Origin of the sequence: Acinetobacter amyesii, from assembly GCF_002018365.1 — a bacterium.
GTDB lineage: Bacteria > Pseudomonadota > Gammaproteobacteria > Pseudomonadales > Moraxellaceae > Acinetobacter > Acinetobacter amyesii.
Map to the genome: position 1 here is coordinate 196,638 of NZ_MVKX01000002.1, position 26,990 is coordinate 223,627.

The 26,990-nt window shown below is 42.9% G+C and carries 25 protein-coding genes and 5 tRNA genes; 13 read left to right on the forward strand and 17 right to left on the reverse strand.

Annotated elements, in window-relative coordinates:
* Positions 1-106: 106 nt before the first annotated feature.
* The 6 genes from B1202_RS04570 to B1202_RS04595 are packed head-to-tail and all read left to right on the forward strand — an operon-like array spanning position 107 to position 6,331.
* Entirely contained in the window at positions 107-2,947 is a 2,841-nt protein-coding gene (locus B1202_RS04570; protein ID WP_078189406.1) for a monovalent cation/H+ antiporter subunit A, read from the forward strand.
* A gap of 1 nt (position 2,948) precedes the next feature.
* A complete protein-coding gene (locus B1202_RS04575; protein WP_078189407.1) occupies positions 2,949-3,314 on the forward strand; it encodes a Na+/H+ antiporter subunit C in 366 nt (121 codons plus the stop codon).
* On the forward strand, positions 3,314-5,122 hold the full coding sequence (locus B1202_RS04580) for a monovalent cation/H+ antiporter subunit D (RefSeq protein ID WP_078189408.1): 1,809 nt from the start codon (positions 3,314-3,316) through the stop codon (positions 5,120-5,122). Before B1202_RS04575 ends, B1202_RS04580 begins: the two co-directional genes overlap by 1 nt.
* Position 5,123: 1 nt before the next feature.
* Positions 5,124-5,645, forward strand: a complete 522-nt coding sequence (locus tag B1202_RS04585) for a Na+/H+ antiporter subunit E (RefSeq protein WP_078189409.1) — start codon at positions 5,124-5,126, stop codon at positions 5,643-5,645.
* A complete protein-coding gene (locus tag B1202_RS04590) occupies positions 5,642-5,917 on the forward strand; it encodes a monovalent cation/H+ antiporter subunit F (RefSeq protein WP_078189410.1) in 276 nt (91 codons plus the stop codon). The genes B1202_RS04585 and B1202_RS04590 overlap by 4 nt, the downstream gene beginning before the upstream one ends.
* Positions 5,918-5,929: 12 nt before the next feature.
* Entirely contained in the window at positions 5,930-6,331 is a 402-nt protein-coding gene (locus tag B1202_RS04595) for a Na+/H+ antiporter subunit G (protein WP_078189411.1), read from the forward strand.
* 18 nt (positions 6,332-6,349) lie between these two features.
* On the opposite strand, the gene B1202_RS04600 is transcribed toward B1202_RS04595, so the two are convergent.
* The 12 genes from B1202_RS04600 to tpiA form a co-directional block, all read right to left on the reverse strand.
* Positions 6,350-7,186, reverse strand: a complete 837-nt coding sequence (locus B1202_RS04600) for a tetratricopeptide repeat protein (RefSeq protein ID WP_143221566.1) — start codon at positions 7,184-7,186, stop codon at positions 6,350-6,352.
* A gap of 168 nt (positions 7,187-7,354) precedes the next feature.
* Positions 7,355-7,762: a ribosome-binding factor A gene (locus tag B1202_RS04605; protein ID WP_078189413.1), complete on the reverse strand. Its 408-nt coding sequence runs from the start codon at positions 7,760-7,762 to the stop codon at positions 7,355-7,357.
* Positions 7,762-10,455 (reverse strand): translation initiation factor IF-2, encoded by a 2,694-nt coding sequence (infB, locus tag B1202_RS04610; protein WP_078189414.1) that lies wholly within the window; start codon positions 10,453-10,455, stop codon positions 7,762-7,764. The genes B1202_RS04605 and infB overlap by 1 nt, the downstream gene beginning before the upstream one ends.
* A gap of 10 nt (positions 10,456-10,465) precedes the next feature.
* Positions 10,466-11,950, reverse strand: coding sequence for a transcription termination factor NusA (gene nusA / locus B1202_RS04615; protein WP_078189415.1), 1,485 nt, complete (start codon positions 11,948-11,950; stop codon positions 10,466-10,468).
* A gap of 35 nt (positions 11,951-11,985) precedes the next feature.
* Positions 11,986-12,510 carry a ribosome maturation factor RimP gene (rimP, locus tag B1202_RS04620; protein ID WP_078189416.1) on the reverse strand — a complete coding sequence of 175 codons (525 nt, stop codon included), beginning with the start codon at positions 12,508-12,510 and terminating at the stop codon, positions 11,986-11,988.
* Positions 12,511-12,726: 216 nt separating this feature from the next.
* Positions 12,727-12,803, reverse strand: a tRNA-Met gene (locus B1202_RS04625).
* Between the two features lie 90 nt (positions 12,804-12,893).
* Positions 12,894-12,970, reverse strand: a tRNA-Met gene (locus B1202_RS04630).
* 58 nt (positions 12,971-13,028) lie between these two features.
* A tRNA-Met gene (locus B1202_RS04635) sits at positions 13,029-13,105 on the reverse strand.
* Positions 13,106-13,178: 73 nt separating this feature from the next.
* A tRNA-Met gene (locus B1202_RS04640) sits at positions 13,179-13,255 on the reverse strand.
* Positions 13,256-13,303: 48 nt separating this feature from the next.
* Positions 13,304-13,388: transfer RNA gene (locus tag B1202_RS04645), tRNA-Leu, on the reverse strand.
* A 52-nt stretch (positions 13,389-13,440) separates the two neighbouring features.
* Positions 13,441-13,770: a preprotein translocase subunit SecG gene (secG, locus tag B1202_RS04650; RefSeq protein ID WP_078189417.1), complete on the reverse strand. Its 330-nt coding sequence runs from the start codon at positions 13,768-13,770 to the stop codon at positions 13,441-13,443.
* A 13-nt stretch (positions 13,771-13,783) separates the two neighbouring features.
* Positions 13,784-14,575, reverse strand: a complete 792-nt coding sequence (gene tpiA / locus B1202_RS04655) for a triose-phosphate isomerase (protein ID WP_078189418.1) — start codon at positions 14,573-14,575, stop codon at positions 13,784-13,786.
* 275 nt (positions 14,576-14,850) lie between these two features.
* Here tpiA and pilB point away from each other — a divergent pair, with 275 nt between their 5' ends.
* The 4 genes from pilB (at position 14,851) to coaE (ending at position 19,318) form a co-directional block, all read left to right on the forward strand.
* Positions 14,851-16,560, forward strand: coding sequence for a type IV-A pilus assembly ATPase PilB (gene pilB, locus B1202_RS04660; RefSeq protein ID WP_078189419.1), 1,710 nt, complete (start codon positions 14,851-14,853; stop codon positions 16,558-16,560).
* A 32-nt stretch (positions 16,561-16,592) separates the two neighbouring features.
* On the forward strand, positions 16,593-17,822 hold the full coding sequence (locus B1202_RS04665) for a type II secretion system F family protein (protein ID WP_078189420.1): 1,230 nt from the start codon (positions 16,593-16,595) through the stop codon (positions 17,820-17,822).
* Between the two features lie 65 nt (positions 17,823-17,887).
* Positions 17,888-18,706 carry a prepilin peptidase gene (locus B1202_RS04670; RefSeq protein WP_078189546.1) on the forward strand — a complete coding sequence of 273 codons (819 nt, stop codon included), beginning with the start codon at positions 17,888-17,890 and terminating at the stop codon, positions 18,704-18,706.
* Positions 18,707-18,715: 9 nt separating this feature from the next.
* Entirely contained in the window at positions 18,716-19,318 is a 603-nt protein-coding gene (gene coaE, locus B1202_RS04675; protein WP_078189421.1) for a dephospho-CoA kinase, read from the forward strand.
* 14 nt (positions 19,319-19,332) lie between these two features.
* Here the strand turns inward: coaE and B1202_RS04680 are convergent, their stop codons facing one another.
* The 3 genes from B1202_RS04680 to B1202_RS04690 all read right to left on the reverse strand — a co-directional run bounded on the left by B1202_RS04680 (position 19,333) and on the right by B1202_RS04690 (position 21,520).
* Positions 19,333-20,253, reverse strand: a complete 921-nt coding sequence (locus tag B1202_RS04680; protein WP_078189547.1) for a DMT family transporter — start codon at positions 20,251-20,253, stop codon at positions 19,333-19,335.
* 8 nt (positions 20,254-20,261) lie between these two features.
* On the reverse strand, positions 20,262-21,020 hold the full coding sequence (rlmB, locus tag B1202_RS04685) for a 23S rRNA (guanosine(2251)-2'-O)-methyltransferase RlmB (protein ID WP_078189422.1): 759 nt from the start codon (positions 21,018-21,020) through the stop codon (positions 20,262-20,264).
* 176 nt (positions 21,021-21,196) lie between these two features.
* Positions 21,197-21,520: a pyrimidine/purine nucleoside phosphorylase gene (locus B1202_RS04690; RefSeq protein ID WP_067763086.1), complete on the reverse strand. Its 324-nt coding sequence runs from the start codon at positions 21,518-21,520 to the stop codon at positions 21,197-21,199.
* Positions 21,521-22,118: 598 nt separating this feature from the next.
* Between B1202_RS04690 and recN the strand changes: the two genes are divergently transcribed.
* Complete coding sequence (recN, locus tag B1202_RS04695; RefSeq protein WP_078189423.1) at positions 22,119-23,780, forward strand: DNA repair protein RecN; 1,662 nt, start codon at positions 22,119-22,121, stop codon at positions 23,778-23,780.
* A 62-nt stretch (positions 23,781-23,842) separates the two neighbouring features.
* On the opposite strand, the gene B1202_RS04700 is transcribed toward recN, so the two are convergent.
* Entirely contained in the window at positions 23,843-24,568 is a 726-nt protein-coding gene (locus B1202_RS04700) for a hypothetical protein (protein ID WP_143221567.1), read from the reverse strand.
* A 290-nt stretch (positions 24,569-24,858) separates the two neighbouring features.
* Here B1202_RS04700 and B1202_RS04705 point away from each other — a divergent pair, with 290 nt between their 5' ends.
* A complete protein-coding gene (locus B1202_RS04705) occupies positions 24,859-25,413 on the forward strand; it encodes a YqgE/AlgH family protein (RefSeq protein ID WP_078189425.1) in 555 nt (184 codons plus the stop codon).
* A complete protein-coding gene (gene ruvX, locus B1202_RS04710) occupies positions 25,406-25,849 on the forward strand; it encodes a Holliday junction resolvase RuvX (RefSeq protein ID WP_078189426.1) in 444 nt (147 codons plus the stop codon). Before B1202_RS04705 ends, ruvX begins: the two co-directional genes overlap by 8 nt.
* A 105-nt stretch (positions 25,850-25,954) precedes the next feature.
* On the opposite strand, the gene B1202_RS04715 is transcribed toward ruvX, so the two are convergent.
* A complete protein-coding gene (locus B1202_RS04715; protein WP_078189427.1) occupies positions 25,955-26,959 on the reverse strand; it encodes an HlyD family secretion protein in 1,005 nt (334 codons plus the stop codon).
* Positions 26,960-26,990 lie beyond the last annotated feature (31 nt).

The following is a 26,990-nucleotide window of genomic DNA, read 5'->3' on the forward strand; positions in this document are numbered from 1 at the left end:
TTTTTGACACACATGGCTTTCAAGATTGAATTTTTGGACTGCTCTTTGCTGTCCTGTAATCCTTGAAAGATGAAATACACCTAGGTTTCACCGCCTAATCATGACAATGGATACGAGTGTGCTACCGATTATTATATTGTTACCGTTAATACTAGGCACAACACTTGTCTCGTGGTTGAAGCAATTCTCTCGCGGGGTAACAGCTTTAGGGGCGATTGGCGTCAGCCTCAGCAGTTTAGTTTTATTATTGAGTCAGGCCCCAGATGTCTTTAATGGCAAAACCATCATTCAAACTTGGCCGTGGCTCACTCAAGTTGGCATTGATTTCAGTTTCCGTCTCGATGCACTGGGCTTATTGTTTTCCTTGCTCATTACCGGGATCGGCACCTTAATTTATATCTATGCCTACTATTATTTAAGTCCAAAGAACTCGCTCAGTAAACTGTATGTTTTATTGATGCTGTTCATGGCTGCCATGCTCGGCATTTCATTGTCTAATAATTTAATTTTATTACTTATTTTCTGGGAACTCACCAGTATTTCATCTTTCCTTTTGGTCGGTTATTGGAGCAATTACGACGCAGCTCAGCGTGGCTCTCGAATGGCTTTGACCATTACAGGCATGGGTGGTCTATGTATGTTGGGTGGTTTTGTCCTGTTGGCGCAAATCACGGGCACCTATCAGATTGACCAAATCCTGACGATGAGTAGCCAAATTCAGCAGCACCCGCTTTTTGTACCTACACTGCTATTAATTTTAATGGGGGCCTTTACCAAAAGTGCGCAGTTCCCTTTCCATTTTTGGTTGCCAAATGCCATGGCGGCACCGACCCCCGTCTCGGCTTATCTACACTCTGCTACGATGGTGAAAGCCGGAATTTTCTTGCTTGCACGCTTATTGCCAATCTTTGCAGGCGCTGCGTTGTACCACAACTTGGTCACCTTTATTGGCTTATTTACCTTATGTATGGCGGCTTTCTTTGCCATTTTCAAAGAAGATTTAAAAGGGCTGTTGGCCTATTCCACCATCAGTCATTTAGGTCTGATTGTTTGCTTACTCGGGATCGGCTCTCCCCTCGCAGTTGCCGCTGCCATTTTCCATATCATTAACCATGCGACCTTCAAAGCAGCCTTGTTTATGATCGCAGGGATTATTGACCACGAATCAGGCACGCGTGATTTACGAAAACTCTCTGGTTTATGGCAGTTACTTCCGTTTACCGCAACGCTAACCATGATCACTGCAGCCTCTATGGCAGGTGTCCCATTAACCAATGGTTTCCTTTCTAAAGAGATGTTCTTTACTGAACTGTTAGCCAACCTGACTGGGCCAGTGATGATCGTGTCAGCCATCATTGCCACCTTTGCCGGTATCTTTGCTGTCGCGTATTCGGTACGTTTGGTTCACGGGGTGTTTTTTGATGGTCCATTAGGGAAAGATGTTCCGAATAAAGAAGCGCATGAACCACCGTTTGGCATGCGTGCACCGGCAACCTTACTAGCTGCTTTATGTATTTTAGTTGGATTATTCCCTGCCCTATTGGTTGAACATATAGTCAATAGCACAGCACGTGCGAGTATTCAAAACCCTGCGTTTGAAGGTACACATTTAGCAATTTGGCATGGTTTAAATGCCCCCCTTTTGATGAGCGTGATTGCACTCTTGGGTGGTTTAGTTTTCTATTTCGCATTGGCGAAGGGCGGCAAATTACGCCGGATCGACTTAGATCCACTTTTGGGTCGATTGCAAGGTAAAGTGCTGTTCGACTTATTTTTAAAACATCTTTTACTCAGCTCAAGAAAGTTCCGTCGCTTTACTGAAAATGGCAAATTACAAAGCTATTTATTGTGGATTTTGATCTTTAGTGTGGCCATCGTCATCGTTCCATTTTGGCTGCAAGGCATCGGCACAGGCAGCCGTGAACTAGTACATGCACCGGTCATCGCGATCGTTCTATGGCTGTTATTATTCTCTGCATGTTGGATGATGCTTTGGTTCCACCATGAGCGGATTAAGGCCGTCCTCATCAGTGGTGCAGTCGGTCTAGTTGTGACCATGGTGTTTATCTGTTTCTCCGCTCCCGATTTGGCGTTAACACAGATTACTGTTGACGTGGTGACCACCGTGCTCTTACTCATGAGCTTATCGTTATTACCACAGCTCACCCCTTATGAGTCGAGCGTGTCACGTCGTTGGCGAGATGCATTGATTGCGATTATTGCAGGTCTAGGGATTGCATGGATTTCATGGTTGATCATGACCCGTGATCACAACTCCATTTCATGGTTCTTCATGCAGCAGTCTATCCCACTTGGTGGTGGTACCAATGTGGTCAACGTGATCTTGGTGGACTTCCGTGGTTTCGATACCTTTGGTGAAATTACAGTTCTAGGAATTGCCGCGATTGGTACGCTGTGCATGATGGATGGTATGCGTGCTCATGGCACCACCATTACGCAAGGTCTGACCTATCGTTTTAATCCGTCGCCACTGATGTTCCGTATTACATCATCATGGATTCTGCCTTTGGCCTTGGTGGTCAGCCTGTATATTTTCCTACGGGGTCACAACTTACCAGGCGGTGGCTTTATTGCAGGTTTAATTACCTCTTTAGCCTTAGTGATTCAATATATTGCGCTCGGTCAAGACCGTGCTGAACAATTGATTGGTGCAAAATCAGGTCGCTTATATGAAGTGTGGATTGGTATTGGCTTAACCATTGCAGGTCTGACAGGGATCGCTGCTTGGCTATGGGGCCGCCCATTCCTGACCAGTGCCCATATCTATGTCTCACCTCCAATTTTAGGCGAAATGCACCTTGCCTCCGCTGCCCTCTTCGACACAGGTGTCTACATCACTGTTGTGGGCGCGACGATGTTAATGATTTCCGTCTTAGGCGACTCGCGTCACTCGAGTATGTCTGGTCCAGTTCCGAGAGGCGAATAAGATGATTAGTTTAGAATTTTTACTCGCTTCAGCCATTGGCTTACTGACCGCAACAGGGGTCTACCTGATTTTGCGAGCACGTACCTTTCCTGTCGTGCTAGGTTTAGCCATGATTGGCTATGCCGTGAACTTATTTTTATTTGTCATGGGGCGTATTCATGTCAACGCACCGGCTGTGTTAACGGAAACCACCAAAGCGACCGATCCCTTACCACAAGCCTTGGTCCTGACCGCCATTGTGATTGGCTTTGCGACCACTGCCTTTATCGTACAATTGGCTCTGCGTAGCCGCTATGAAACCGGAACAGATCATGTGGACTCCAAAGAAGAAATACCGCAAATTGACCCGCGGGAGGATGAGCCATAATGCATGACTTCATCCAATTTTGGACTACGCATAGCCCGATTTTCAGTATTTTAATTCCTGCAATTACTGCATTTATTTTAGTCCTGCTGGGCAACCCCGGCTCTGGCTCGTTGGCGCATGACTGGCGACAACCTTGGCGTCGTGGAATCAGCTATGTTTCCGGCATTCTCGGGCTGATCACATCTATCAGTTATTTGATGATTGCCAGCTCTGGCCAAGTTTTGGTTTATAACCTGAGCGAATGGGCCGCACCGTTTGGTATCGTCTTAGTCCTAGATCGACTCTCAGCATTCATGTTGGTGCTGACCTATGGACTTGCTGTGCCAGTCATGTGGTTTGCCAGCAAAGAATGGGACGAACGTGGTCGTTATTTCCATGCCATGTGCCATTTCTTACTGATGGGTTTATGTGGTGCGTTCCTGACAGGCGATTTATTTAACCTGTTTGTGTTCTTTGAAATCCTGTTGATGGCATCGTATGTTTTGCTCTTACATGGTCAAGGCAAAGCACGTTTTCAGCTTGGTATTCATTACGTCACCATTAACCTATTTGCCTCTGCTCTCTTCCTGATTGGACTCGGGATGATTTACGGCAGTGTGGGTAGCTTAAATATGGCAGACGTTGCACGACTTATGCCTTTGCTTGAAGCGGATCAGCATCGTATTGCTGTGGCTGGTGCATTGTTGCTGTTCACTGTCTTTGGCATCAAGGCTGCAATGCTGCCTGTAGGGTTCTGGTTACCGAAGACCTATGCTGTGGCGACCACTCCTGTCGCAGCCTTATTCACCATCATGACCAAGGTCGGTATCTATGCCATTCTCCGTGTCAATGGTACTGTGTTTGACGATGGGATTAGCCGTGAAATCTTACAACAGTGGCTATTACCGATTGGCTTAGTAACATCGCTCTATGGTGCTTATGGTGCAATCGGAACAGATCGTTTACGTCGTTTTGTCGGTTTTATGATTTTGTCTTCTATCGGGACAATATTGGTTGCGATTTCACTCTTTAATACAGATGCATGGGCTGCGGGGCTTTATTACCTGATTCACAGTACCATCATTGGTGCAGCTTTTTATATTCTCTCGGGTTGGATTACCTCACAACGTGGCGAATTTAAAGATCATTTTAAAATTGCGCCCCGTATGAAACAGCATAATACAGTTGCTGTCTGCTATTTCATCATTGCGTTGATGATGGCTGGTCTACCACCATTTAGCGGCTTTTTGGGTAAAGTATTTCTCTTACAAGCAACGGCCAATTCACCTTACCAAATTATGATTATTTTGATCGTATTGTTGGTGAGTTTACTCAGTATTATCGCATTCACTCGAGTTGGTTTTGTGCTTTTCTGGCGTTCATCTCGCCCAGAAGATGATATTGATACTGAAGAATATCAGCGTTATCAGGCTTTGCCGAATAAGGCACCGCTTCGTAATGACAAAACCATTTATCTGCTGTTAACAGCGCTTGTGGGATATATGGTTTTTGCTGCACCGATCTATGACTATACCTACAAAACTGCGCAGCAAATTCAAGACAATCCATTATATGAATCATTGCTGCTGAAAAAGGATGAAGAAGGTCAAATCATCAGTGTTCAACCTTATGATCCTGAAAATTTACCTGAAACCAAATATGGTGGTGAATCAGCCGATCCAAATGCACACCTCATTCCTGCATTGATCGCGCCTGAAACACTACATGGCGAGCATATTTCTGAGTATAAGCAACGCCAAATTCAGGGACAGCAACAAGAAGAAAAACTGCCTGAAGAGACCCAACTGAAACCGATGGAGGCACCTTAACATGGCGAACATATCTATATTAAATCGCTGGTTTCCGCATCCATTGGTTTCAGTCATGGTTGGCCTGAGCTGGGTAATGTTAGCGCACAGTTTAGATGCAGCCACACTCTGTATGGCCTTGGTTTTAGCCATTGTTATTCCGCGATTGGTTCGCCCTTTTATTGACCGAACGCCGAATATCAACTGGCTGGCGGCATGTAAATTATTCTTTGTGGTGCTGTGGGATATTATTGTCAGTAATATCCATGTTGCAAAATTAGTCCTTGGACCAACACATAAACTGCACCCGAAATGGTTCCGTGTCCCTCTCGATACACAGCATGAGGAAGTCAATTCTTTGCTTGCGATGATCATCACCACCACGCCCGGTACGGTATCTGCTGGGATTGACCAAGACCGTGGTGATATTTTGGTCCATGCGCTGAGCACGGATGACCCTGAAGCGGAAATTCAAACCATTAAAGAGCGCTATGAACGCCCTCTCATCCTCATTTTTGGCGCTGATACAGGAGAATCCGCATGACAATTTTACCGTATGCGCTTGGCATCTGTTTAGTTGCTGTGACGATCTCGATGTTACTGTGCCTTATCCGCTTGGTGATGGGACCCTCAATCGTAGACCGACTACTTGCTTTAGATACCTTATTCTTAAATGCCACCTGTTTAATTGTCATTTTAGGTATTTATTGGGCAAGTACATCGATGTTTGAAGGGGCATTATTGGTTGCCATGCTTGGCTTTGTATCCACGGCCGCTTTAGCACGCTATTTCACCACTGGCCACGTCATCGACTAGGAGTCCATTAATATGCAATTAGTCATGGAAATTTTGGTCTCGATTTTTTTGGTTATTGGCGCTTTTTTCATGTTGGTCGGTGGTATTGGCATGGTTCGCCTACCAGACTTATTTATGCGACTGCATGCACCGACTAAATCAAGCACCTTAGGCTTAGGAAGTTTTCTAATTGCTGCAATTATTTATGCAGCATTTCAAGGCCGTTTTGGTTTTGCAGAGATCTTGATCACGCTCTTTGCCTTTATCACAGCACCCGTTTCTGCAAACCTCATGGCGCAAGCGGCATTACATTTACGACTGCGCTCGATGAGTGGTGATGCGCCAGAAGCGCTCAATCGCCCTCTTCCTTGGCAGCGAACTCGGCGCCGTGCCTTTCACTCTAAAGTCCATTCAAAACCGGATGATCTGGATTAATTCCAGATCCAGTTTTGATTATGTCTTCGAGCTAAAAAAATCTTTGATTCGCATCCATATTTTTTCAAATACGCTGCTTTGAGCCATATATTGCAAACGCTTTTGGTTATATGGCGTCGTTTTTAAACCATATTTTTCAGCTAAATCAATCAGCATATTTGTTTCATAACTACTTTGAAAATGATCAGACCATTTAGGCTGATATTGACTCATCTCAAGATTCGCCAATTCATAAAACAGCTGTGCCATCACGGCATCCTGTCTTGAAACAAAATTTTTCCGCTCATTAATCTGTAAACTGGCCTGCTCTCGTATAGCATCATATTCTGCTGTTGTGAGTTTCCGCTGATCCTTCCAGTGCGCATCAGGTACATAACCTGTTCCATAATGTACATTCAACAATGGATATTCATAAAAATATTTTGCTGTCGCACGTTTTTCTTTGGCTGTTAAAATATTCAGATGAATCCATTCACTGCCAAGATGTATCGATGGATCACGCTTCATACCTTCAGCAATCCATTTTTTGGCCAGTGTAATATTGCCGATCAACTCATAAGCTGTGCCTAAATTCACTGCCGTCTTCGGTAAACCTGGATGCTCATTTTCAATTGCACGTAAAACCATAATGGCTAAATCGTAACGACCTGCGTAGATCTGGTGTACGGCATAATCATTTTCTGCCTGATAGTCTATTGGGCTAGGATGCCTTGATACAAAATTATTCAAATTCTCGTCATGATGTTCTTCGCGTTGATTTTCTTTTTCTGAATCAGTTGTATAAAAATCTTCTACATAGGTATTTAAACATGCCCAACTTGGCATAGTGATGAGTAATATGCTGCTCAATAGCATGATTTTTTTCATTATATTGTGTATATAGACTGGACTATCCAATGTCATTTTCAACCTGAGTTTTATCATCTAGTTATAATTCTGTATGTTATTGGGGATTTTTAAATGATGACCATTCAAACATAAAAAAGCCACCCGAAGGTGGCTTTTTTCATTCAGCGAACTGAATTATTCATCATCTTTTTTTGCTTCGTCAGTAGGAGGTAAGTCCTTGACCGCTTCCGCAATTAGACCAAACATATAGTTGCCATAAGCATTTGTTTTGTCGTAATGGAAACGCAAACGTGGCGTAATACGTGTTTTGATACGACGACTCAGTTCATGACGCAAGAAACCAGATGCTTTATTCAAGACATCTAAAGTTTCTTTATTTGCGGCTTCACTTTGCTCATCGCCTAGCTCACGACCCATTACAGTCACATAAACTTCGGCATATCCTAAGTCTGGGCTCACCTTCACGGCAGAGATGGTCACAAGACCACCTAAGCGTGGATCTTTCAGCTCCTGACGGATCAGTTCTGACAACTCACGTTGTACTGTATCCGCCATACGCTTCAGACGTTGACTACCCGCCATTAAAGACTCCGTTTAATCAATTGAACATCGTACACTTCGATCTTATCTTGTGCTTTGATGTCTTTATAGCCTTTCACCGCAAGACCACACTCCATACCAGCACGAACTTCTTCAACCACATCTTTGTAGCGACGAAGAGATTCAAGCTCGCCTTGGAATACCACCACGTCATCACGTAATACGCGAATCGGTTTATTACGGTGTAATGTACCTTCAAGTACCATACAACCTGCAGCAGCACCGAATTTACTTGAGTGGAACACTTCACGTACTTCAGCAACACCCAGAATTGTTTCACGGTGTTCAGGCGCCAATTTACCGCTCATCGCATCTTTCACATCATCAATTAATTGATAGATGATTGAGTAGTAACGAATGTCGATACCATCAGCATCAGCTTTTTGACGTGCGGTATTGTCAGCACGTACGTTAAAGCCAAGAAGAACTGCTTCTGAAGATTCAGCAAGTGTTACGTCAGACTCAGTGATTGCACCAACACCTGAACCAATAATACGTACTTTCACTTCGTCAGTTGCAAGTTCAGCAAGTGCAACGTGTAATGCTTCCAAAGTACCACGTACGTCTGTTTTCAATACCACGTTGACGATAGGCACATCTTTCTTGCCCATAGACGCCATGATATTTTCAAGACGCATCGCAGATTGACGCTCAAGACGTTTTTGACGTTCACGATCCATACGCGCATCAGCAACTTCACGTGCTTTTTTCTCGTCATTTACAACAAGAACTTCATCACCTGCCATTGGCGCTTCTGGAAGACCTAAGATTTCTACTGGAATCGAAGGACCTGCTGACTTGATACGTTGACCGTTTTCATCTGTCATGGCACGAACACGACCGTAAGATGCACCTGCAAGAACAAGATCACCTACTTTCAATGTACCGTTTTGAACAAGAATCGAAGTTACTGCACCGCGACCTTTGTCTACACGCGCTTCAATGACCACACCTTGTGCTGCACCTTCTTCAGACGCTTTCAGCTCTAGAAGTTCGGCTTGAATTGAAATCAAGTCAAGAAGTTCATCGATACCTGCACCTGAGTGTGCTGAAACCATTGCCACTGGTACATCACCGCCCCATTGTTCAGGAACGATTTCTTTAGTCGTCAATTCATTTAACACGCGATCTGGATCAGCAGACTCTTTATCCATCTTGTTGATTGCAACAATGATTGGTGTACCCGCAGCGCGTGCATGGTCAATCGCTTCTGCAGTTTGTGGCATTACACCATCATCTGCTGCTACAACCAATACCACGATATCTGTTGATTTTGCACCACGCGAACGCATAGCTGTAAACGCTGCGTGTCCTGGTGTATCTAAGAAAGTAATAATGCCTTTCTCAGTTTTCACATGGTATGCACCGATGTGCTGTGTAATACCACCTGCTTCACCTGCAGCCACTTTAGAGCGACGAATACGGTCAAGAAGAGATGTTTTACCATGGTCAACGTGACCCATGATGGTTACCACTGGCGGACGAGTGGTTTGAACACCACGTGCTTCTTCAGCGGCTTCAAGTAAGTTGTCTTCCGCTTGAGTATCAGAAACCAATACTGGGTTATGACCCATTTCTTCAACAACAAGAGCAGCAATTTCTTGATCAATCGCTTGGTTCTGAGTTACTAATTCGCCCATTTTCATGAGTGATTTAATTACTTCACGAACTTTAACCGCCATTTTTGCTGCTAAATCGGCAACAACAATTGTTGCACCAATTTCAACATCATAAACTTGCTTTTTAACTGGTTTTTCAAAGCCATGCTTGTTCGCTTGACTTGTTTTTAAACCACGTTTATGCGAGTTATCACGGAAAGATTGCTCTTCGCCACGACGACCACCTTTTTTCGGTGAACGTGAATTATTCGTGTTGGTACCACGTTTAATTTCACGGTCTTCTTTCGCAAATGAATCTTCATATGCTTGACCTACAAGGCCAGCAGCAAGTGGAGAATCATCAACAACACGGATGGTTGCAGTTGAATCTTCTGAAGAGTACTTAGATGCCATTTGACGCATTTGTTCAAGCGTACGTTGTTGCGCTTCTTCAGCAGATTTACGACGTGCCGCTTCTTCTACAGCTTTCAATTGTGCTGCTTGAGCTTCACGTGCTTTTTTCTGTTCTAAAGTTTCAACAGGTTTTGTAATTGGCTTGTTGTTTGACTTACGTTTTACAACAACCGCAGCTTTCGGTGTTTCTTGCTTCGCATGTTCTTGCTTCGCAGCAGCACGCATTGCTTCTAAAGCTTGTTTCGCTTTAGATACAGGTTGTTGCTTAGGTTCATCAGCTTTCGCTTCAACCTTAGGTTCCTGTGTACGCGCTTGTTGATCAGCTTGTGCTTTCGCTAAGGCTTCAGCTTTAATTTGCTCAGGATCTGGTTTAACAAATGTATGTTTCTTACGAACTTCTACATTAATCGTTTTTGCCTTCCCCGATGTACTCGCAACTTTAGCTGTACTGGTAGTTTTACGTTTCAACGTGATTTGTCCTGCATTGCCCGCATCCTGACCATGAACTTTTTTCAAATGGTTAACGAGGGCATTTTGTTGTTCAGTGGAGATAATATCTTCAGGTTTAGTTTGTGGTAAACCTGCATCACGAACCTGTTCCAGCAGCTTCTCAACTGGACGACCCACGCTGAGAGCTAACTCCTTAATCGACTTGTCCGTCATATATTACCTCCTAGTTAAACCATGATTCGCGCGCTTTCATAATAAGTTGACCTGCTTTTTCAGCACCTAAACCTTCAATATCAGAGATATCGTCAGTGGCTTGATCTGCAAGATCATCTACAGTTACCACACCGCGAGCGGCAAGCGCATACGCGATTTCTTTAGTCACGCCTTCCATTGCAACAAGCTCTTCGCTTGGCTCTTGGATGTTTTCTTGTTGTTTCAATGCATCAGCCAATGCAACTTCTTTTGCACGACCTTGTAGCATTTCAACAGTTTCAGCATCAAGTTCGATCTCATCGAATGTTTCCGCAGGAACATACGCGATTTCTTCTAATGATGTGAAGCCCATTTCAACCAACGCCATCGCTAAGTCTTCATCAATATCTAGACGTGTAACAAACATATCTAAATATTGTTGCGCTTCGTTTTGTTGACGTGCGTGATATTCTTCTTCAAGCATCATATTGAGCTTGTAACCAGTCAATTCAGATGCTAAACGTACGTTTTGACCTTGAGAGCCAATTGCACGCGCTAACTGATCACTCGTTGCAAAAATAATATCTGCAGTGCGTTCTTCTTCATCAATCACGATACCTGATACATCAGCAGGCTCTAAAGCACTTGCAATGTACTGTGCCGCGTCATCCGACCAAACGACTACATCAATACGCTCACCATTTAACTCTGACTGAACCGCTTGGATACGTGTACCACGCATACCAATACATGCACCTACAGGATCAATACGGTGATCGTTTGTTTTCACAGCGATTTTAGCACGAACGCCAGGTTGGCGTGCAGCTGCCTTAATCTCAATGATTTCTTCAGCAATTTCAGGAATTTCTTTCTTCATCAATGCGATTAGCATTTCTGGTTTAGAACGAGAAAGTAATAACTGAGCACCACGGCCTTCACGGTTCACATTAAACAAAATCGCGTTTACACGTTGTTTAGGACGTAGAATTTCTTTAGCGATCATTTCTTCACGCGCAAGATATGCTTCTGCATTGTCACCTAAGTCAATGATAAAGCCATCTTTGGTTTGTTTTTTCACTTCACCGTAGATGAGTTCACCAACTTTAGACTCGTAAGCATCTGCAATTAATGCACGTTCTGCTTCACGAATTTTTTGAACAATCACTTGTTTCGCAATTTGTGCCGCAATACGACCGAAATCAATCGATTCAACTTCAAGTTCACGAATATCGCCAATTGCCCATTTTGCAGGATCTACATCAGAGATCGCATCTTGGCATGCTGGCATTTCGTGATCTTCGTCGGCAACCACTTCCCATTGACGGAAAGTACGGTAATCACCAGTACGACGGTCGATTTCTACACGTAGACGAGCTTCTTCCGAGTGAGTTCCCTCGTAGAATTTCTTCTTAGTCGCTGCAACTAAAGCTTGTTCAAGCGCTTCAAAAATTGCATCACGACTTACACCTTTTTCGTTACTAACCGTTTCTACTACGGTAAGAATTTCACGAGCCATAAGTCACCTATTCGTTCAGATTCTTATTTATTAAATTAATCTTGGAAAACCAGATTTGCTTTATCAATATTGTGGCTGTCAATATCCAATACTTGTTGCTTTTCAACTTCAACCTGAATCATTTCGCTTTCAAGGTCTACACTTACAAGTTTGGCTTGGAATTTACGACGATTATCCACAGCACTGATCAAACGCAAAGCGACTTGCTGACCAATGTATGCCGTCATTTGTTCCAATTTAAAGAACTGACGATCCCAACCTGGAGATGACACTTCCAATGCATATTCGCCTGAAATTGGATCATGTACATCCAACATCGCACCCACTTGCTGAGTGACACGAACACAGTCCTGCACGCCGATACCACGGCCTTGCTCAACTTCGCCATCTTCATTGATGACAGGTTCTGCATTTTCATCAACTTCACGGTCGATATAAATACGTAACAGTGAACGCTTACCTTGAGGTTGGAAATCAATCCCCCAAAGTTCTACATCACATGCTTGCACCGCTGGGGCAATTAAGTCCTGAAGTGCTTGAGTTTTATTTGATAGCTTCATTTACTCTCGTCAAATTTGTGCGATTCGATGGTCGAAATGACCACTACAGACCAATGCAAAACTATAGTAGTAGTGAAACATGACGGTTTGACCAAAATACTGTCGACACTACACGATAGCCAATAAAAAAGGGCGTAAATCGCCCCATTATTACACAGAAAACCATAGTCCACTGTGCAAAAAGGCCCACCTAGTTGTGAGCCTCTTTTAGAAACTTGGTAGCGGGAGCTGGATTTGAACCAACGACCTTCGGGTTATGAGCCCGACGAGCTACCAGACTGCTCCATCCCGCATCAACATGCAAAAATTATATACAATTTCTTGGTCATTTTCAATCTAAAACAACCTGAAGAATTGCCCTACTGAGTTGCATCTCAGAGGATTGGTAGCGGGAGCTGGATTTGAACCAACGACCTTCGGGTTATGAGCCCGACGAGCTACCAGACTGCTCCATCCCGCATCAACATCACAATGGCTTTCAGATAAACTGCTTATATAGATTGTGTGCTATATAAGATTGGTAGCGGGGGCTGGATTTGAACCAACGACCTTCGGGTTATGAGCCCGACGAGCTACCAGACTGCTCCACCCCGCATCAATATGCAAATAGTTCTCTCAGCTTTAAAAGCTGTCCATTTAAAAGTTTGCATCTTAAAAATAGAATTGATTGGTAGCGGGAGCTGGATTTGAACCAACGACCTTCGGGTTATGAGCCCGACGAGCTACCAGACTGCTCCATCCCGCATCAACAGAGTTTTGCTGCATACACCAACTTATGTTCTGGATTATAAGTTGGTGCGGAAGGGGGGACTTGAACCCCCACGCCCGAAAGCACTACCACCTCAAGGTAGCGTGTCTACCAATTCCACCACCACCGCAGCTGTGACGCATTCTAGTCGCAACACGTCAAAAAAGAAAGCGCTAAATAAATTATTCAGAGCTTTTTGGTGCAGTTGGCGAAGTTTCAGCCGATTTTGCTGGCGCAGTCGGTACTGAAGAAATCGCATTCAGACTATAAGCATCTGTCGTTTGTTTCTTCGCAAACACAGCAAGTGTCAAGCTCGTAACAAAGAACAAAGCCGTTAAAATTGCAGTCAAACGGGTCATAAAGTTACCCGAACCAGATGCACCAAAGACAGTTGCAGCACCGCCGCCACCAAAAGATGCACCCGCATCTGCGCCTTTACCATGCTGAACTAAAATCAGCACGATCATTAAAATCGCTAAGATAATATGTACCACCAGCACAAACGTATGCATGCTGAACTCCTAATTATTTTGTATTTGCAAATGCTTGAGCAATTTTATAAAACGACTCTGCATTTAATGATGCACCACCGACCAGCGCACCATTGATATCTGGACAGGCTGCCAACTCTACTGCATTTTCAGGTTTTACACTACCACCATAAAGAATTGCAGTATGAAGTCCCATTGGAGTGATTTGGCTTAAACCTTCACGAATTTTAGCATGCATCGCTTGCGCATCTTCAGGTGACGCTGTTTTACCTGTGCCAATGGCCCAAATTGGCTCATAAGCCACCACAATTTGTTTCCACTGCTCTGCTTGTACGACAGCAGCAATATCACAGATTTGTTGTAACACAACTTGTTCTGCTTGGCCGCTTTCACGTTGTTCTAAGCTTTCACCCACGCAATAAATCACAGTCAAACCCGCGTTTAATGCATTTTTTACTTTTTCATTAATGATATGCGGTTGATCAGCAAAAATTTCACGGCGTTCTGAATGACCAATCAGTACAAATTCAACACCATAATCTTTTAATAGCTCAGCACTGAGCTCACCCGTATATGCACCTGTACCTGCGACGCGAGAAACGTCTTGTGCAACAGTCATGATATGACGGCTAGCTTGTGCTAATTCATTTTGCACCGTGGTCAGAGCAATAGCTGTTGGTGCAACTCCAATATGGCATGCCGCTTCAGCAATATTTTGTTCATTTAATAATTGCTTAAAATTCTTAAGAAGTGCGCCAGCATCGGCTTGCAATGGGTTCATTTTCCAGTTACCCACTACCCAAGGCGTAATCGTCGAACCCGACATATTTATCCCACATGACAAAGATGAAATCGGGCACATTCTACACGTAATTCATAATTTTGAAGATAAATTTCAACACATTTGCAACTTCGAAGCACGCCAGTCATTCCAAGATCTTCACATTTCTGGAAAAAAATTAAGCAGATTTAAGGACTGGTTCATGCTTTTTACCAATTCTTAGCTAGTGACAACACTTTAAGATATGGTATTTTTGTGCAACAAAAGTATAATTTTGCTATACCAATTATAAACAGACTGAAGCATAGGCAAGTAAAAGCATGACAGCAGTTCAAGGTTCTTCAAGATTTACGGGGTTTATTCGTCGCTTAGTTGACGAAGGGCATCTGTCTGCCGAAAAAATGCAAACAGCGCTGCAAAATTCAAAAAAGGCTCATCAAGATATCGTGCCGCATTTGATTCAGGAGTATCAACTTTCAGCACGCCTGATCGCTGAAACCATCTCGATAGAGTTCGGTGAACCGGTTTTTGATATTTCAACTTATGACACGTCTTTAATTATTCGTGATGAATTTGAAGATAAGTTAATTACCAAGCATCGTATTTTGCCCATTTTTAAACATGGCAATTTATTATTTGTTGCGATCAGCAATCCGACCAATATTGAAGCAGTGGACGCCATCCGATTTGGTAGTAAGCTGAATACCGAAACCATTATTGTTGAACATGACAAACTGGAAAAGTTAATTGAGCAAAACTTTGCTGAAGAAAGCACTTTCGACTTTGATGATGACTTTGATCTTGATTTAGATAATGAAACACCCGATCCATCTCAAGAAGATGAAGATGAGGCAACGGGTGATGAAGCGCCGATTGTTAAGTACATCAATAAACTCCTAGTCGATGCGATTCGTATGGGTGCATCTGACTTACATTTCGAACCCTATGAAAAGTCTTACCGCGTCCGCTACCGTGTCGATGGCGTGTTAAGAACAATTACTAATCCGCCCTTGCAGCTCGCGACTCGACTTGCTTCACGTTTAAAAGTCATGTCTCAAATGGACATCTCGGAAAAACGTATACCTCAAGACGGTCGTATCAAGCTAAAGCTGTCAAAGAACAAAGCTATCGACTTCCGTGTGAACTCTTTACCGACCTTATTTGGTGAAAAACTTGTTCTACGTATCCTTGACCCTTCTAGTGCGATGTTAGGGATTGATGCATTGGGTTATGAAGCGGATCAAAAAGAACTGTTCATGCAGGCTTTAGAAAAACCACAAGGCATGCTGCTCATTACCGGTCCAACGGGTTCCGGTAAAACTGTATCTTTATATACAGGTTTAAACATTCTCAACCGTGAAGATACCAACATTTCAACGGCCGAAGACCCTGTGGAAATTAACTTAGAAGGCATCAATCAGGTCAACGTAAATAATAAAGTCGGCCTCACCTTCTCTGCAGCTTTAAAATCATTCTTACGTCAAGACCCTGATATTGTGATGGTCGGTGAGATTCGAGATTTAGAAACGGCTGAAATTGCCATTAAAGCAGCTCAAACGGGTCACATGGTGATGTCTACACTGCATACCAATAGTGCACCTGAAACACTTACACGCCTACGCAATATGGGCGTGCCTTCATTTAACATCGCGACATCCGTGAACCTTGTCATTGCGCAGCGACTTGCACGTCGCCTATGTTCACAATGTAAAGAAACCGTAGAGGTACCAAAACAAAGTCTACTGGAACTTGGTTTTACTGAAGACGATTTAAATACACCAGAATTTCAAATATACCAACCTGTTGGTTGTGCCGAATGCCGTGAAGGCTATAAAGGTCGTGTCGGTATATATGAAGTCATGAAAGTGACACCTGAAATTTCAAGAATTATTATGGAAGATGGCAATGCCTTACAAATTGCCGAAGCTTCAAATCAAGCAGGTTTTAACAATTTACGCCGTTCAGGCTTAATTAAGGTCATGCAGGGGGTGACTTCACTTCAAGAAGTCAATCGTGTGACCAGTGAGTAAGTGAATTAGTATTTAAAAATAAGGATAAATTCATGGCTGTAAAAAAAGCGCAGATGATGCCAACCTTCAGTTATGAAGGCGTGGATCGCAAAGGGGCGAAAATCAAAGGGGAAATGCCTTCGCGTAATATGGCTTTAGCCAAAGTCACTTTACGTAAGCAAGGCATTACCATCCGAACCATTCGAGAAAAACGTAAAAACATTCTCGAAGGCTTGATGAAAAAGAAAGTATCCACTTTGGATATCACGGTATTCACGCGCCAACTTGCAACTATGATGAAAGCCGGGGTACCGCTCGTTCAGGGCTTTGAGATCGTGGCAGAAGGCTTAGAAAACCCAGCCATGCGTGAAGTGGTTTTGGGGATTAAAGGTGAAGTTGAAGGCGGCAATACCTTTGCAGGTGCACTCCGTAAATATCCGCAGTATTTCGACAACCTATTTTGCTCTTTGGTTGAATCAGGCGAACAATCGGGTGCACTTGAAACCATGCTGGATCGTGTTGCCATTTATAAAGAAAAAAGTGAATTGCTTAAGCAAAAAATCAAAAAGGCCATGAAATACCCAGCCACAGTTATTGTGGTCGCGATAATTGTGACCATTATTTTGATGGTGAAAGTTGTACCCGTATTTGAAGGCCTTTTCAGTTCATTTGGTGCAGAACTGCCAGCTTTTACTAAGATGGTTGTCAATATGTCAAATTGGACTAAAGATTATTGGTTTATCATGCTCGTGGTTATTGCAATATTAATTGGTGGGTTTCTAGAAGCAAAAAAACGTAGCAAAGCTTTCCGAGACTTCTTAGACAAAGCTGCACTAAAAGCACCAATTTTTGGTGATTTGGTTTATAAAGCGATTATTGCCCGCTATAGCCGTACCTTGGCAACCACCTTTGCCGCAGGTGTACCTTTAATCGATGCGCTCGAATCAACTGCAGGTGCAACCAACAACGTGGTCTATGAAACAGCGGTCATGAAAATTCGTGAAGATGTCGCGACTGGTCAGCAATTGCAATTCGCCATGCGTGTTACCGATAAATTTCCACCTATGGCAGTCCAAATGGTCGCTATTGGTGAAGAGTCTGGTGCTTTAGATGCCATGCTAGATAAAGTAGCGACACATTATGAGAATGAAGTAGATAATGCTGTAGATGGTTTAACCTCTATGATGGAACCCTTAATTATGGCTATTCTCGGGATTTTAGTAGGGGGGCTTGTTGTCGCAATGTACCTCCCAATCTTCCAAATGGGTTCAGTGGTTGGTTAAAACCAAGGAAAGGAAATATTTTGTTTACTGATTTTTTTAGCTACTTAATCAACAACCCAACTGCGATGTATATCGCAGTTGGGATTTTTAGTCTTTGCATCGGCAGTTTTTTGAATGTGGTGATTTACCGCACGCCGAAGATGATGGAACAAGAATGGCGCACGGATTGCCAACTGTTTTTACATCCAGACCAACCGATTATTGATGAAACAAAGATTACCCTGAGTACCCCTGCTTCAACCTGTCCAAAATGTAAAACGCCAATTCGTTGGTATCAAAACATTCCAGTCATCAGTTGGATCGTGTTACGCGGAAAATGTGGAAGTTGCAAAAACCCGATCAGTAGCCGTTATCCACTGATCGAATTACTCACCATGATCTGTGCGCTGATTGTTGTTGCAGTTTTTGGTCCAACCATCCAGATGCTGTTTGGTTTGGTGCTGACTTATGTATTGATTGCCTTAACATTTATTGACTTTGACACCCAACTTTTACCTGACCGTTATACCCTTCCTTTGGCTGCACTCGGGCTTGGCGTGAATAGCTATGCCATTTATACCTCTGCAACCTCAGCCATTTGGGGATATATCATCGGCTTCTTATGCCTATGGGTTGTTTACTATTTATTTAAAATCATCACTGGCAAAGAAGGTATGGGCTATGGTGACTTTAAGCTTTTAGCTGCCTTGGGTGCATGGATGGGCCCTTTCCTGCTTCCACTGATTGTATTACTCTCTTCACTGGTGGGTGCAATCATTGGCATTATTTTGCTCAAAGTCCGTAAAGAAAACCAACCTTTTGCATTTGGTCCCTATATTGCCATCGCCGGATGGATCGCCTTTTTATGGGGTGATCAAATTATGAAAATTTATTTGGGTCAGTAAGGTCGTTGTATGACATTTGTCTTGGGTTTAACAGGTGGTATCGGTAGCGGTAAATCTGCTGCAAGCAATTGGTTTGAACTCCAAGGCATTCAAGTCGTCGATGCTGATATCGTTGCACGGGAAGTTGTTGAACCTAGTCAACCCGCACTGAATCAAATTCAGCAACAATTTGGTGATTGGGTTTTACTTGCAAATGGCGAGTTAAATCGGCGCGCTTTACGTGAACATATCTTTAAGGATCCTACAGCACGTCAAGCACTTGAAGCCATTACCCATCCAGCAATACGTCAATCCATTATCCAACAATTAAACGAAGCCACTAGCCCCTATGTCATCTTGGTTTCACCACTGTTATTTGAAACCAATCAACATGAATTGACCAATCACACCTTGCTGATTGATGCCACGGAACAATTGCAAATTCAGCGTGCATCACAGCGTGATGGTCAAAATATCGAACAAATCCAAAAAATTATTCAAGTACAAATGCCACGTCAGGAAAAGCAAAAAATTGCAGATGATATCGTGCTGAATGATGGTCATTTAGATCATCTATATGCGCAGCTTCGACCCTTACATCTCAAGTACTTAGCGCACGCTGAAAAAAGCTAAATAAAAAAGCAGTCTTACTCAGACTGCTTTTTTTGTTGTTCGAGTTGCTGCTCTAGACTATCCTTTCGTCCCAACCATTTCCACGGTTGAATCGCTCCAATCCCCATCCCGACCAATCCGCATACAATTGCAAAACTTAAAGGTTCATTTAGCAGCGGCACCGCTAAAATCGCAGCAATAAAAGGTGCCAAAGTTACGATGCTTCCGGCTTTAAATGCACCTAAGCGCTTGATCGCCTCTACATACGTTAAAGTCGCAATAATCACCACAAAAATACCGTGAAAGATGACTTGCCCAATGAGCTGCAGCGGCTCAGGATCGGACCAATGCTTTGGGAAAAATAGTAAGTAAATTGGCACAAATATCACAGCAGACCAAATCGCAACCCCCGCCATGGCATGCCAAGCAGAGAGCTTCCATTGCTTAAGCAATACCGTAAATATCCCCCACCAAATGGCACTGATAAAAAACAGCAAATCACCCAAACCAAACGCTACACCGGTTTCCACATACATCAGATAGCTCATTAAGCTAATAGCAGAAACCATAATGACCACACTGATCCATGTATGCTTATCGAGCGGCTGTTTGAAGATCAGAAATGCGGCTATGGCCGTACATAAGGGAATACAACCATTGAGGAAAATTGCAGCATGGGCCGCAGGAGCATAATGAAATGCGCTATAGGCTGTTAAACAATAGGTCACCCCACCGAGCATAGCGAGGATAAAAGGCTCTTTCTTCCATAAAAAAGCCGTATCTTTTTTATAAATCAAAATTGGCATTAAGATGCAAAATGCCAAAGCAAACCGAAGTGCCGTGATGTCCCAAGCACTGATTCCCCAATTGGCGCTTAAACGCGCCGTTAAGGTGAATCCCCCCCAAATACACATGGTAATGAACACATATAAATAACCTTGCTTTTGAGGAGACATCATCACTGCTATTTCAATTCATTATTACGTTGACGGCATGCTTCATACAATGCCATACCTGTCGCGACACTGACATTTAAGCTTTGCAAATTGCCGGCCATTGGAATGTAAACAGTTTGATCACATTGCGCCTGCGTAATAGGACGTAAACCTGTATCTTCAGCGCCCATCACCACACATACACCCGTACCTGTGAAGTCAAAATTTTGAATCGGCAATGCTTTTTCATCTAGCATAGTGCCAACCACGCGTACATTAAAGTCTTCTTTGATTTGATCCAATGTACGTGCCAAGTTCGTCACCTGAATAAACTTCACTTTTTCAGCACCACCTGCAGCCACTTTACGGGCTGTTGGGGTAAGCGTCGCTGAACGATCACGTGGTGCAATCACCGCTTCAACGCCCATAGCTGCCGCTGTACGAATACATGCACCAAGGTTATGTGGGTCTGTAATATGATCTAAAGCCAATAGCAACGCATTTGGATTGGCTTGTAATAAAGTCTCTAAATCTTTTTCGTTTAAGACTGGATGTGGACGTACAGCCGCAACCACACCCTGATGGAACGGTTGTCCCGCCAGTTTTTCCAAACTATCACGACTAGCTTTTTGAATGCTGACACCAAACGGTTCTGCCAACTCAAAAATACGTTTTAAACGCTGATCATCACGTCCTTTTAACGCAAATAAAGTTAAAACGCGTTCTGGCTCAAGTTCCAGTAATGACTCCACTGAATGAACGCCATAATAATATTCCGGTTTCGCCATGAACGACCTCTAATTTGCAAACTTCGATAAACTTTTGAACAGGGTATATATCCCTAGAGCACAGCATAGGCTGCCAAAAAGAAAAATCCTGCAAAGCAAGCTTTACAGGATTTATGCTATGACACATAGTTTAACCGATTTAAGGTTAAAAAACTGTGCCTAAATTGATTGAATCATTAGCCTTCTAAGTGGCACACATAATCCAAGACTTCGTCTGTTTCAATTTTAAAACGGCTATTACCTGGCACGTAGAACGATTGGCCCGCACGGAATAATTCGCTTTCTTCGCTATCTGCAATTTGAACACGACATTCGCCTGAAATAATTTCCATACGTTCAGGTACATGAGTTTCAAAAGTCAGCGCTTGTTCAGTTGGAAGCAACACACCCAGTGTTTTCTTTGTTCCATCTTCAAATTGCACAGTATGGCTGATGCATAGACCGCCAAAATAAACATTTGATTTTTTGATTACCGATACATGATCAAACTGTGCTGACATGCGTTTTCTCCAGATAAAGCATATTTATAATATTTTGATCGATGTAGTTTAATTGTGCTGCAAAAACTAATCAATCTGTGTTGAAAACTGTGCGATAGATAATTACAAAAATCTGAGTACCGGATGTGCCCCAATTTCATCCCATCACCTCAACATTTAGAGTCTAAAACAAGCTGTGCCGTTGTACAAAATACTTTTTTGTTTCATCCACTAAAGTCCTAGTTAGGGTTGATCGAAACACTGCAAACTTATTTCAAAAAACTAGCAGTGTGATGAATCATATTGGTAGATTTGAGTGACCAAATCATGACGCTTTATGGCAATAACACGCTAGATTAAATACAAGAATACATACACAAACGTGTTTTGTGAGGAATTGGCAGGATATTGGATGGTTTCAGCTCACGTTATGCAAGATCATCTACCCTTTGCATCACAACACTACGTGCATACAGCGGATACGAAACTAATTTCTAATTAAACTGAAATTTAAGATAGAATTATGAGGTTTTTCGTCATCTTAAAATAAAACTTGTCTTGTGACCAAAACAAAACTTAATTATCTTTAACTAGAACTTTTCGCAGCTCGGATGCGTTTATGCTGACACATTTAACTCTGATCAATTTTGCATTAGCCGACCATTTAGCCATCGACATTGAACAAGGCTTTAATGTCCTGACGGGTGAAACAGGTGCAGGTAAATCTTTACTTCTAGACGCATTATCAGCTTGCTTAGGTGAACGTACAGACACCAACTATGTGCGCTATGGATCAGACAAAGCCGATGTGACAGCGACCTTTAGCTATCAAGAGCACAGTCCTGAAGCGCTTTGGCTCAAAGAACACGAACTAGATGATGAGTCTGGCGAAATCCATTTACGTCGCGTGATTTTTGCAACAGGTCGCAGCAAGGCATGGATAAATGGACGTCCGAGCAGCTTATCCGAATTAAAAGAAATTGGCCGCTTATTGGTTCAACTCTATAGCCAACACAGCCAACAACAACTTTTAGAACCACCCTACCCAAAACATTGGCTGGATCGTTATTACAATTTTTATCAGCCTGCTCAAGCCGTGCGTGATGCTTATAGCAAATGGCAAAAGGACATTCGTCAGCACCAAGCAGCACTCGACGCCCAAGCCACACGTAAGCAACGGATAGAAACGCTTGAACTTCAATTGGAAGAACTTGAAGACGTTGTGCAAACGGACTACAAGGAAATCGAGCAAGAATTTGACCGTCTCAGTCATCATGAACATATCATGCAAGATTGTAGCTATGGTCTAAATGCCCTCGATGACGCCGAGCAAAATATCAATCAAGAAATGGGCGCGATCATTCGTCGGATTGAATCGCATGCAGGACGTAGTGAACAACTTTCTGAAATTTATACGTCGCTGCTGAACGCTCAAAGTGAAATTGAAGACGCGACAGCAAATTTACGTCAGTTTATTGATCGTCAAAGTTTCGATCCTGAACGTATGGACGAATTAAACACTAAACTCGAAGTCTTTCATCGCTTAGCGCGTAAATATCGTACTCAGCCTGAAGACTTAAAAAATGATTATGATGCGTGGCAGCTTGAGCTTGAACAATTACATCAGCTTGAAGATCCTGAAACCTTAGCTGAACAAGTGGAAGTGTCTCATCAAGACTTTTTAGCCAAAGCACAGCATTTGGATGATATTCGTCGTGAAGCGTCTACCCCATTGGCGAAGCAATTGACTGAACAAGTGAAGCAGCTCGCGCTCCCAGAAGCACATTTTGAATTTAAGTTTGAACCTCTAGAACAAGCTTCAAGTGAAGGTTTAAGCTTTATTCAACTCCTGTTCACCGCAAACAAAGGGATTCCTGCTCAGCCTTTAGCACGCGTGGCATCGGGGGGTGAATTGTCACGTATCGCCTTAGTCATGCAAGTGATGAATGCTGAAAAAACTGAATCCGAAGTGTTAGTCTTTGATGAAATTGATGTCGGGATCAGTGGCGGAACGGCAGAAATTGTCGGACGTTTGTTGGCTGATTTGGCACAGCATGTTCAAATTTTATGTATTACTCACCAAGCCCAAGTCGCTGCTCAATCTGACCAACATCTTTTGGTGAAAAAACGTCAAACGGATCCTGCAAGCAGTACCATTATCGAATTAGAAGAAGATGATCGGATTCAAGAGCTGGCTCGAATGACCGGTGGGGTGGAGATTAGTCAAACGACCTTACAACACGCAAAACAATTACGACAATTAAAATTTCAACATAGTTAATTTTAATTGTTTTTAAAAAAGCCTGTGGATTAAAAACTACACAGGCTTTTTTCTTAAACACACTATTTGACAATTTCCTGATATACAAAGGCTTTCGAGCCTAAGGTATAGCGTAAATATTTATACTGCGGCTGATGTTGTTGATTGAGCAACATTACATCCACGTGTTTCGGACTGATTTTGAGATATTCATTCCCGCTACGACGATCGGTTTCATAATGGCAGTCATAATCTACCGAGATTTGATCTAGTTTCTTTTGCTTAGTTTGAAATACATAAGATTTAAGTAACTGTTTTGGCCCAACTTCAACGGCCCTTAGATGATGTAATCCACTGCAATTATCACCTTTATAATAACTCTTCACCAAATATACGGTTTTATTGTGGATGTTGACCGGTAAAATTTGATTGATATAACCTGAATCAAATGGATCTAAATGTTGCGTTTTTCCCGTTGCATATTGCACATAGCTACTCCACTCTCCCATGGTGCCTCCGCCAGACACATCAAAACTATAAAATTTAAGTTTTTTATCTGGTGAATATTGAACATGAACAAAACCTTGCTTTTCCAGTTGCGTAAATCCGTAGTGAAAACTGCTGGGATCTGCCGCGATGACATCCACAATTTCACGTTCTATCGCTTCATTGACCTCATAAAAATTTAAGTTTTTATATTTTTTAATTACTTGCGATTCATGTTTTTGTAAGTCAGCACTTCCTGCAAAGCCCGAAATAGGCAGGCTTGCACAGAGTGCCATCCCTATTATTTTTGAAAAATGTGTCATTGTTGCACCCTCAGTTTATCCTGCTATTTTAAGCAATCTCAGTCATCAATCACGTATATCTTCTCCTCGCTTTTGTACTGCTGTTGTTCAAATAACCAATTAACTCTTCACAATTCACCACATTGCAGACCTGCCTGCACGATGAAGATTTTTATCATGCCCCTCACCGGTCGAGCATGACAAATATTGAATTTGCAGAAAAACTCATTGTTGAAAACTTGTGAGTCTAGTATGTTGATAAATACAACGTTATTCGAATGAAACTTACCCCAATAAGGAGAAGCCATTAGGTGACTAAACAATACCTCACACACCGCTGCCTGATTGCTCCACCCGAAATGAACGATGAATTCTTTGCCAATACGGTGATTTATTTGGCGCGACATGATGAAGATGGAGCTCAAGGCATCATTATTAATCGTCCATCAGGTTTACAGATCAAAGAACTCTTGAATGATTTGGAAATTGAGGCAGATAATGTGCATCCTCATGAAGTGTTGCAAGGTGGTCCTTTGCGCCCAGAGGCAGGTTTTGTTCTTCATACCGGTCAACCGACATGGCATTCATCTATTGCTGTGGGTGAAAATGTCTGTATTACCACGTCTAAAGATATTTTAGATGCGATTGCACACAATGAAGGTGTGGGTCGTTATCAGGTGGCTCTAGGCTATGCCAGTTGGGGTAAAAGCCAATTAGAAGAAGAAATTGCTCGGGGTGATTGGCTCATTTGTGACTCAGACATGGATTTAATATTTAACTTACCTTATGACGACCGCTGGGACGCTGCCTATAAAAAAATGGGCGTAGACCGCATGTGGTTATCATCTGAGATTGGACATGCCTGATTTACCACAATATCAAATGATTATGGCCTTTGACTTTGGCACACAAAAAACAGGAATGGCTGTGGGACAAGCCCTGATTGAAAGTGCAAATCCCCTGCCACTCTTTCCCATGAAAGATGGCATTCCCAATTGGGATAATCTACTCAAGATTGTGAAACAGTATCAGCCGGATTTGTTCATCGTGGGTCTACCGCTCAATATGGATGATAGCGAATCTGAACTCTCCACACGTGCGCGTAAATTTGCACGACGCCTTCGCCACCAAACCAATATTGAAACCTTGATGGTCGATGAACGCTTAACTACACGTGAAGCGCGTGATGAATTAGATCACTATCAAGCCCAAGGCCGTGCGAAGAATCTTTCTGCCGACAGCCTTGCTGCAGCATTGTTTATTGAAAGTTGGTATCGAAATCAAGTCGGACTAAAACCTTAAGCGCTTTCAACAAACAGGCAAATAAAAAAGCATCCGAAAAAGGATGCTTTTTTATGCACAAGATTGATCACTCAATGCTGCGCAAATGAAATGATTGGGGATAACTTAGTTTTTATCCACAATATGAATCGTGGTGGTTCGACCTGCAACAAAAGCCAACTGATCATGCGGCACTTCATCCAGTACAATTTTCACTGGTACACGCTGTGCCAAACGGACCCAACTAAAGGTTGGATTGACATTAGCCAGTAAGCCATCAGTCGACGTACGTTCACGGTCTTCAATCCCTGTGGCAACGCCTTGTACATGGCCTTTATAAACTTCAGAACTTCCCATCAGTTGGATTGTTGCAGGTGCGCCAACATAGATTTTATCCAGTTTGGTTTCTTCAAAATATCCCACTACATATAATTGTTGACGGTCTATTAAGGCCGCTACAGCTTGTCCGACTTTGACGTAATTCCCTGCTTTGAGTTCAAAGTTAGACAATGTTCCATCAGTCGGTGCAACCACTTCCGAACGTTTTAAATTCAACTCAGCCAAATGCAAACTGCTATTCGCCGCTTCAATCAGGGCTTTTTGCTGCACCACACTGGCTTTGGCTTGCTCAATCGCTGCCTGAGTTTGCTCATGCTCTGCATGTGATTGATCACGTACTGCAAACATTTGATCTTGTTCTTGTTTTGAAATCGCGCCGTCCATCAAACTTGCATAACGATTGGCATTTTTATCTGCAAGATTAATATTGGCTTGTGACTTCACTAGATTGGCTTTGGCTTCAGCAAGCTGCGCTTCAGCCCCTGCTAGTCCTGCTTTGGCTTTCGCCAAGTCAGATTTGGCTTGCTCAACATCCAAAGCTTGACGTGCCACATCTATACGAAACAGCACTTGGCCTTTTTTCACTTGTTGGTTGTCTTGAACCAAAACGTCTGTGACCAAACCTGAAACATCCGATGACACTTGAATCACGTCACCACGTACCCGTCCATCACGCGTCCAAGGTTCCGAATTGTAATAGTCCCAAATATGTTTCAGCGCAAGTAATGCGCCACATAGCACGATTATCAACAATACAGGCCGAACATATTTTCGGACATTCAAATTGGTCATACGATTACCTCAATCATTTCATTTTTTAGGG